The sequence below is a fragment of the Kribbella ginsengisoli genome (genome assembly GCF_039537185.1).
In the GTDB taxonomy this organism is placed as follows: Bacteria; Actinomycetota; Actinomycetes; order Propionibacteriales; family Kribbellaceae; genus Kribbella; species Kribbella koreensis.
Window position 1 is genome coordinate 126,781 of sequence record NZ_BAABAA010000019.1, and the last position, 8,031, is coordinate 134,811.

General features: G+C 68.4%; 9 protein-coding genes. 5 read left to right on the forward strand and 4 right to left on the reverse strand.

Features of this window, described 5'->3' with window-relative positions; genetic code table 11:
- The first annotated feature begins 34 nt into the window (after window positions 1-34).
- The 3 genes from ABD768_RS39460 to ABD768_RS39470 all read left to right on the forward strand — a co-directional run bounded on the left by ABD768_RS39460 (window position 35) and on the right by ABD768_RS39470 (window position 2,991).
- Window positions 35-985 (forward strand): DMT family transporter, encoded by a 951-nt coding sequence (locus ABD768_RS39460; RefSeq protein WP_344849516.1) that lies wholly within the window; start codon window positions 35-37, stop codon window positions 983-985.
- 61 nt (window positions 986-1,046) lie between these two features.
- Window positions 1,047-2,054, forward strand: a complete 1,008-nt coding sequence (locus tag ABD768_RS39465) for a 1-aminocyclopropane-1-carboxylate deaminase (protein ID WP_343974102.1) — start codon at window positions 1,047-1,049, stop codon at window positions 2,052-2,054.
- 157 nt (window positions 2,055-2,211) lie between these two features.
- Window positions 2,212-2,991 (forward strand): alpha/beta fold hydrolase, encoded by a 780-nt coding sequence (locus ABD768_RS39470; protein WP_344849517.1) that lies wholly within the window; start codon window positions 2,212-2,214, stop codon window positions 2,989-2,991.
- Here ABD768_RS39470 and ABD768_RS39475 read toward each other — a convergent pair.
- From ABD768_RS39475 to ABD768_RS39485, 3 genes are all read right to left on the reverse strand, one after another.
- A complete protein-coding gene (locus ABD768_RS39475) occupies window positions 2,988-3,563 on the reverse strand; it encodes a phage tail tip lysozyme (RefSeq protein WP_344849519.1) in 576 nt (191 codons plus the stop codon). The genes ABD768_RS39470 and ABD768_RS39475 overlap by 4 nt on opposite strands.
- A gap of 76 nt (window positions 3,564-3,639) precedes the next feature.
- Complete coding sequence (locus ABD768_RS39480; RefSeq protein WP_344849521.1) at window positions 3,640-4,479, reverse strand: ABC transporter permease; 840 nt, start codon at window positions 4,477-4,479, stop codon at window positions 3,640-3,642.
- The gene (locus tag ABD768_RS39485) at window positions 4,479-5,357 is read right to left on the reverse strand and encodes an ABC transporter ATP-binding protein (protein ID WP_344849523.1); all 879 of its coding nucleotides are present in this window, start codon (window positions 5,355-5,357) and stop codon (window positions 4,479-4,481) included. The genes ABD768_RS39480 and ABD768_RS39485 overlap by 1 nt, the downstream gene beginning before the upstream one ends.
- Window positions 5,358-5,486: 129 nt before the next feature.
- On the opposite strand from ABD768_RS39485, the gene ABD768_RS39490 reads away from it, so the two are divergent.
- Window positions 5,487-6,425, forward strand: coding sequence for a GbsR/MarR family transcriptional regulator (locus ABD768_RS39490; protein ID WP_344849525.1), 939 nt, complete (start codon window positions 5,487-5,489; stop codon window positions 6,423-6,425).
- A gap of 28 nt (window positions 6,426-6,453) precedes the next feature.
- On the opposite strand, the gene ABD768_RS39495 is transcribed toward ABD768_RS39490, so the two are convergent.
- Window positions 6,454-7,743 (reverse strand): FAD-dependent monooxygenase, encoded by a 1,290-nt coding sequence (locus tag ABD768_RS39495; RefSeq protein ID WP_344849526.1) that lies wholly within the window; start codon window positions 7,741-7,743, stop codon window positions 6,454-6,456.
- 70 nt (window positions 7,744-7,813) lie between these two features.
- Between ABD768_RS39495 and ABD768_RS39500 the strand changes: the two genes are divergently transcribed.
- A partial coding sequence (locus ABD768_RS39500; RefSeq protein ID WP_344849527.1) for a hypothetical protein occupies window positions 7,814-8,031 on the forward strand: 218 nt, incomplete at its 3' end.

The window sequence follows — 8,031 nt, forward strand, 5'->3', positions numbered from 1 at the left end:
TCCGCAAGGCCAGAACCCGCCTACGGTAGAAGCCATGAGCAACAACCCCCACCCCGCCGCACCGCCTGCCGTCGGCGCGCATGCGTGGCCCGCCTACGGCCGTGCCGCCGGTGCGATGTTTCTGGTTGGCAGCCTCGCTGCGGTCTCCGGGGTCGTGAACGACTATCCGTTCTACGGCGGCCAGGCCGCGCGCTACCTCGTCTCCGCCCTGCTGCTCTTCGCAGTCGCCTACGGTCGCCGCATCCCACTGATCCGCCCGACCCGCCGCGAGGCGCTGCTTCTCATCGCCCTCGCCGCCACCGGCCTGGTGCTCTTCAACCTCTTCGTCATCGAAGGCACCAAGCACGCCAACCCAGCCATCGTCGGCACGATCGTCGGCACCGTCCCGATCGTCCTGGCCCTCGCCGGCCCGGTCATGCACCGAACCCGCCCCTCGGCCCGCATCATCGTCGCCGCCTCGATAGTCGTCGCCGGCACCGCCCTGGCGTCCGGCCTAGGCACCTCAGACACCCAAGGGATCCTCTACTCCATAGGCGCCCTAGCCTGCGAAGCCTGCTTCTCCCTCCTGGCCCTCCCGCTCCTGGTCCGCCTGGGCCCAGTCCGAGTCTCCGCCTACACCGCCGCCACCTCCGTACCCATGCTGATCGCCCTGGGCCTCCTGACCGACGGCCCCACCCGCTTCCTCCGCACCCCCACCCTCGGCGAACTGACCGGCCTCGCCTACCTGGCTATCCTCGTCAGCGGCATAGCCTTCCTCCTCTGGTACCGAGCCCTCCCGATGCTCGGCCCCGACCGAGCCGGCCTCTTCGCCGGCATCATCCCGGTCGGCACGATCCTCACCTCCCTGCTTCTCGGCTTCGGCCTCCCCGCCCCCGCCGAACTAGCCGGCGTAGCCCTGGTGATCACCGGCCTCCTGGTAGGCCTCCACCGCCCCCGAACCTCAGCGCCGACCGCAGCAGCAGCCGCAATCCCCACCCAGGTTTGACATCGACCCCTGTTTGGCATGCAATATATTGCATGCTGGTACCAACGACAGGAACTCTCCAATGAGCCTCAGTGACTTCCCGCGGCATTCCCTCACCTTCGGGCCCAGCCCGGTGCATCCGCTCAAGCGGCTGTCCGAGCACCTCGGTGGAGCGCAGATCTGGGCCAAGCGGGAGGACTGCAACTCCGGCCTCGCGTTCGGTGGCAACAAGACCCGCAAACTCGAGTACCTCGTACCCGACGCGCTCGCCCAAGGCGCCACCCATCTCGTCACCATCGGCGGCATCCAGTCCAACCACACCCGCCAGGTAGCAGCCGTCGCCGCTTCCCTCGGCCTCAAGGCGCGTCTGGTCCAGGAGAGCTGGGTCGACTGGCCCGACGCCGTCAACGACCGCGTCGGCAACATCCTGCTGTCCCGCATCATGGGCGCCGACATCGAACTGGTCGAGGCAGGCTTCGGCATCGGCTTCAAGGAGAGCTGGGAGAACGCCCTCGAACAGATCCGCTCCGAAGGCGGCGTCCCCTACGCAATCCCGGCCGGCGCCTCGGACCACCCCCTCGGCGGCCTGGGCTTCGCCAACTGGGCGGACGAAGTACAGGCTCAAGAAGAAGCGCTGGGCGTCTTCTTCGACACCATCGTCGTCTGCTCGGTCACCGGCTCGACCCACGCAGGCATGATCGCGGGCTTCGCCGGCCAGGACCGCCCGCGCCGCGTACTCGGCATCGACGCCTCCGCCAAGATCGACGAGACCCGCGCCCAGGTCGAGAAGATCGCCCGCAACACCGCCGCCCTGATCGGCCTGTCCCGCGACCTCCGCGACGACGAACTCACCGTCCTGGAAGGCTGGGCCGGCGACTACTACGGCATCCCCGTCCAATCCACCCTGGACGCCATCCGCCTCACCGGCTCCCTCGAAGGCGTCATCCTCGACCCCGTCTACGAAGGCAAATCCATGGCCGCCCTGATCGACCTGGTCCGCACCGCCGAAATCCCCCGCACCTCCACCGTCCTCTACGCCCACCTAGGCGGCCAACCGGCCCTCAACGCCTACTCAGCCCTCTTCAAGTAGCCAGGCGGGCGGGCGGAGAGTTAGTTGCTGGAGGCACCTTGTGCTCGACGTGAGCATCCGGTGACCACGAAAATGCACACGTCGAGCACAAAGTGGGAAGAGTCGCGGCGGGTGGTCGGTGGATGGGTGGGCGTGGTGGGTGGTGAGAATGGGGGGTATGGGTACTGCGCTTGCGGCTGATGGGACTCGGATTGCCTACCAGTTGGAAGGTGAGGGGTCGCCGTTGGTCTTGCTGGCCGGGCAGGCGAACAGTCATCGGTGGTGGGACCCGGTCCGCGAAGACTTCGGAGGTCGCCGGACGATCACCCTGGATTGGCGAGGGACAGGGGACAGTGACCGGCCGGACGTTGTCTACAGCACCGAAGGCTTCGCGGACGACGTGATCGCCGTACTGGACGACGCCGGGATCGAGGACGCCGACGTCTATGGCACCTCGATGGGTGGCCGCGTCGCGCAGTGGGTGGCGGCCAAGTACCCGGAGCGGGTGCGGAGGCTCGTCCTCGGCTGCACGTCGCCCGGCAAGAAGCACGGGTACGAACGCGGCCAGGAGATCCGTCGAGCGCTGGCCCAGGCGGACCAAGCAGGTCGCGACAGCATCCTCCTCGACCTGATGTACACCCCGAGCTGGCTGGCGACGCACCCCGGCCCGTACTACGTATTGGGCGACTCCACCATGCCGACGTACGCCCGAGGCCGCCATCTCGTTGCCAGCAACAACCACGACGCCTGGGACGAACTCCCGAAGATCAAGTCCCCCACCCTGATCCTGCACGGCGCCGACGACCTCTTCAGCCCAGCCGCCAACGCCGAGCTCCTGGCCTCCCGCATCCCCGACGCCCGCGCCCACGTCATCCCCGGCGCCCGCCACGCCTACTCCCACGAGTACCAGGCAATCGCGAGCCAACTCGTCCGCGACTTCCTGGCAACGCCGCACTAAGCCTGGTACTCCGCAAGTGCCTTGTGCCCATGCACCCGCCGCTGCTTGAAGACCGCCTGGACCTTCGGATCGTCACGCGGCAACTTCTTCCCACCGGACAGAATCGACCCAGGAATCTCGAACCGATAGACGATGTCGTCGCTCGCCGCATCCACCGTGACCTCGGCAGCCGACACCACCGCATGCACTCCCGGATAGCTCGTCCGCAGCTCCACCTCGAGGTAGTCCAGCTGCGCATCCACGCTGAACAACACATCAGTACCGAGCTCGCGCCCCTCGTACAGATGCTTGAACAGATTCGCCCGCCGAGCACTGCTGGTCCATTGCGCCAACCCCACCCCAGGCAGCTTCGGCCCGAGCTTGAGCTTGACATCCCGGGTCATGATCTCCTCCGGCGTGAAGTCCCGCACCACCCCGGCGAAGTCCTTCGCCCGCATCGGCGTACTCACCGCGCTGCCCTCGATCCGTCCAGGCAGCACAGCCGACTCGGCCCATAGGTTGCCGACAATCCCCGCCGCCCCGTTGACCGGATACCCGTACCGCCGGACCAGCACCCCTACCGCACTAGCCATCCGAGTCACCATGCCGTCAACGGTCCCAGAGCAACGTGGCCCGCCACAACACGCCTGCCTCTAAAGGCAGCCCAGCTCACCCGATCCGCTGCAACGCCCTTTCCCGGCGGCCGGCCACGCTCGACCCCGACTCCCGCCGCGCCATCCGGCGCAGTACTACGGGAGCCACCAGCAACCCCACCACCGCCCAAACGCCAAGTACCCCGACCGTCTCCCAATGCCGCCACGACGAACCGATCTCGACCGCGACCGCATCCCCCGGCAGCAACGCCGACCGCATCCCCAGCCCCAGCCAGTAGATCGGCGTCGACTGCGCCACGAACTCCAACCACCCCGGCAGCGCCGTCACCGGATAGAAGATCCCCGACACCCCGATCAACGCCAGCACCGGCAACTGGATCAGCCCCTGCGACCGCGCGCTCGTGAACACCGACCCCAGCACAGCCCCGATCGGCAACGTCGCCAGCAACCCGAGCACCAACACCCACAGCAGGGTCAACGGCCGCTCCACCGAGAGCCCACGCACGATCAGCAACCCCGGGACCAGCAGAATCGCCAGATCGGCAATCAATCCACCCGCCACCGACACAACCTTGGTCACCAAGTACCCGACCATCCCATCGGGTGTCGCCTTCGCCCGCAGCAGCGTGCCGTCCTCCCGATCGGCCGTGAGCTGCTGACTCATGCTGATCATGCCCATCGCCGCGTTCATCCCGAGCATGCTCGGCAACGCCAACGCGCCCAGCCCGAACCCGGTCGACCCGAACGACTTGTCGCGGAGGAAGTACAGGGCGATCAGCAACAGCACCGGCCAGAGGAAGTGGCTGAGCAGCTCGCCCGCGTTGGTGAAGGACTGCCGCAACTCGATCACGCCACGCCGCCAGCCGGTCCGCACGGCCATCATCCGCGGGCTCATCAGGCCACCTCGTTCTGTCGTACCAGCGTCAGATACGTGTCCTCAAGCGTCGCCCGCCGAACCTCCAGCTCGGTCAGCGCCTCGCCGTACCGGCCGAAAAGCCGGCGCACAAAGGGAGTCGACTCAGCCACGGACTCCCTGAAGCGCTGCCCGTCGACAGTCCACCGAACCTCGTCCTCTCCCGCGATCTGCCGGGTCAGCTCAGCTTCGGTGCCAGCGGCAACAATCCGCCCGGCGGCCAGCACCAGGATGCGATCGGCAAGCTTGCCGGCCTCGTCGAGATCATGCGTGGTGAGCACCACCGTCGTCCCCTCCTCGGCCGCCAGCCGCGCCACCAGCTCGTGGAACTCATGCCGCGCCACCGGATCGAACCCAGCCGTCGGCTCGTCCAGGAACAACACCTCCGGCCGCCCGACGATCCCGATCGCGACATCGAGCCGCCGCCGCTGCCCGCCCGACAACGTCTTGATCTTCTGCCCCGCATGCTCAGTCAGCCCGACGGCGGCAATCAACTCGTCGGCATCCCACGGCCGTTGCACCGCGGCGGTCGAGTACGGCGCGTAGTACTCGCCGAGATGCGCAAGCAACTCCCGCACGCGCCACTTGCCGTGATCCCGCCACGACTGCAGTACGACGCCGAGCCGCGCCCGCCACCGCTCGTCGCCTTCAGCCGGATCTACGCCAAGCACCCGGACCTGCCCCGCGGATCGCAACCGAAACCCTTCGAGGATCTCGATCGTCGTCGTCTTGCCGGCCCCGTTCGGACCGAGCAACGCCAGTACCTCGCCCCGCCGCGCGCGCAGCGTCACATCGTGCAGAACGTCGGTGCCGCCGTACCGCATCCGCAGCCCGTCCACCTCGAGAACATCCTCAGCCATACCCCCGGAAGCTACGTTGCGTTTCCACCGTCGGCAACGCTGTTGCCGCCGCAAACCCTCAACCAATTGGGAAATCTGAGCTATTGTTGCAATGACTTTGATCGCGAACGCAACCCTGGGAGGCCGCCGATGCCAGGAGGACGGCTGACCCAGGAAGACCGCCGGCTGATCGCCACCCGGCTCACCGAGGGCCACGGGTACGCCGAGATCGCCCGCGAACTCGACCGCCCAACCTCGACGATCAGCCGCGAGGTCACCCGCAACGGCGGCCGCACCGGCTACCGCGCCGAGCACGCCCACCTCGCCACCGGCTCCCGCGCCCGCCGCCGCAAACACCCAACGGTTGAGGCCGACGGTCCCGCCACCGACGCTTACGGCCGCGACCGCGTAGCCGTCCGCGAGTACGCCGAGCTCTTCGCCGAAACGATGGTCGAGACCGGCCTCCCCCGGATGGCGTCGCGCGTCCTCGCCCGCCTCTACACTGCCGACACCTCCAGCGTCACCGCCGCCGACCTGGTCCGCGAGCTCAAGGTCAGCCCCGCATCCATCTCCAAGGCGATCAACTACCTGGAAGGCCTCGAGCTGGTACGCCGCGAGCCCGACCCCGGCAAGCGCCACGAGCACTACCTGATCGCCGAAGACATCTGGATCCGGGCCTGGCGGACAAGCGCCCGAACCAACGCCAACTGGGCCGGCACCGCCCGCAAAGGCGCCGAACTCTTCAACCCGGCGACGCCGGCCGGCGAGCGACTCGAACGAATGAGCCAGTTCTTCCAGCAACTCAGCGACGACATGTCAGGCCTGGGCCCCGACCCCGAAGTCGCTGAAGACACCGCCACCATCCTCGCCGCCCTGATCCACGCCAACCGCCCCCTCACAGCCGACCAACTAGCCAGCGCCCTCGACTGGCCGCTAGCCCGAGTCACCACCGCCCTCACCATCGCCCAGACCTACGACACCGACCCCCTCGCGGTGACCGCGGTCGCCCCCGGCACCTACACCGTGACAGTCACCCGCCTAACCCCAATCCAACGCCAAGCCCTGACAGCCAGGTCCCCCAAGCCGTAGTCACCAAGTCGTAGTCACCAAGTCGCAGTCACCAACCGCCGCCGACGCCGGTGCCGAGCTGCCGTGCGATCCGCAGCAGCGCACCACTTCGCAGCACCCCATCCGCCAGCCCGATCTCCACCAGGTTGTCGAAAACCCTCTGATCCGCCGCTGACGCCCGGATCCCCGCATCCAGCACCCGCCCCGACCTCGTCAGCCGAGCAGCCAACGCCGTATCCCGCAGATGCCGCCCCAACAACCCCTTCACTGCCCGCCGGTACTCCGTACCCGCATCCCCCGACCCCCGCCGCAACGCACCAGCCGCCGCCCTCCCCGCCATCAACCCGGTCGCGACCGCGTAGTAAATCCCCTCACCCGTCATCGGATTGATCAATCCAGCCGCATCCCCAACCAACATCACCCGCCCACCCGACGGCCTCCACCCCCAAGAAGCCAACGGCAAGTGATGCCCCCGCCAATCAACCCCACCATCACCCGCCCCCGGCAACAAACGCTCCAGCTCAGCCACCAACCCAGCCCGCGTCAGCCGCCCCCGCTCCGCCCGCACCAACCCAGCCCGCGTCAGCCGCCCCCGCTCCGCCCGCACCAACCCAGCCCGCGTCAGCCGCCCCCGCTCCGCCCGCACCAACCCAGCCCGCGCCGACAGCTCCCGTCCGACCCGCAACAGCCCGGCCCCCGTCGACCGGTCCCGGAGCTGCTCGCCATACCCGACGTTCGACCAGCCGTCGCCGCGGTCGAACGACCATGCGTATGACGGCTGCCGCGCCGTCCCGAAGACGATCACCTGCTGCCCAGCCCGGCCAACCGGAGTCGGCGCATACCCCCGCAACGCCAACGCGACCGGCCCACTAGCAATCCCCAACGCCCCGCGGACCAGCGAGTACGCCCCATCGGCCCCCACCACCATCCGAGCCTCGACGTCATCAACCATCACCCCCGACGGCCGCACCTCGACGCGCCCCACCCGCTGCTTCCGCAGTACGGCCCCAGCAGCCACCGCCGCCAAAACCAACCGCTCATCGAAAACCATCCGCGGCACCACATAAGCCGCGCGCTCCATCAACCGATCAACCCCAAGCGCCCCACGCCGCAGCGACAGCCGCCGGATCGGCGTCCGGTCGTCGACCACCCCGGTCACGCCAACCTCGGCCAGCAAATCAAACACCTGCGGAGCGATCCCGTCCCCACAAGCCTTGTCCCGCGGAAACTCCTGCCGATCAAGCAACAACACAGACATCCCCGGCTCAACCGCCAACGCCCCCAAGGCGGCCGCCGCCCCCGCCGGCCCAGCCCCAACCACCACCAAATCCCAGCTCACCCCCGCAGGCTACGTCCACCCCGCACCACCCACCCCGACACGAACTGCCGGAGGCGCCGAGGACGGCCAGATGCCGAGGGCGGAGCGAGGTGCCGGCGAGTGCCCGCGGCTGCGCGAGCGCCGCAGCAGCGCAGGCAACGCAGGCAACGCAGGCAGCGCAGGCAGCGCAGGCAACGGGCGAAGTTGTCGGGGCAGCGGTTCCCGCGGCGGCCTGGTGAAGCTCAAGTGCTTCAAGGGCTGCGACTTCTTCAGCGTGGTTGAGTCGCTGGGCCTGAGGGCATCGGACAC

Bases quoted from the DNA above. Each gene is read 5' to 3' on its own strand.
- ABD768_RS39460 (WP_344849516.1), top strand. From the start codon at position 35: ATGAGCAACAACCCCCACCCCGCCGCACCGCCTGCCGTCGGCGCGCAT.
- ABD768_RS39465 (WP_343974102.1), top strand. From the start codon at position 1,047: ATGAGCCTCAGTGACTTCCCGCGGCATTCCCTCACCTTCGGGCCCAGC.
- ABD768_RS39470 (WP_344849517.1), top strand. From the start codon at position 2,212: ATGGGTACTGCGCTTGCGGCTGATGGGACTCGGATTGCCTACCAGTTG.
- ABD768_RS39475 (WP_344849519.1), bottom strand. From the start codon at position 3,563: ATGGCTAGTGCGGTAGGGGTGCTGGTCCGGCGGTACGGGTATCCGGTC.
- ABD768_RS39480 (WP_344849521.1), bottom strand. From the start codon at position 4,479: ATGAGCCCGCGGATGATGGCCGTGCGGACCGGCTGGCGGCGTGGCGTG.
- ABD768_RS39485 (WP_344849523.1), bottom strand. From the start codon at position 5,357: ATGGCTGAGGATGTTCTCGAGGTGGACGGGCTGCGGATGCGGTACGGC.
- ABD768_RS39490 (WP_344849525.1), top strand. From the start codon at position 5,487: ATGCCAGGAGGACGGCTGACCCAGGAAGACCGCCGGCTGATCGCCACC.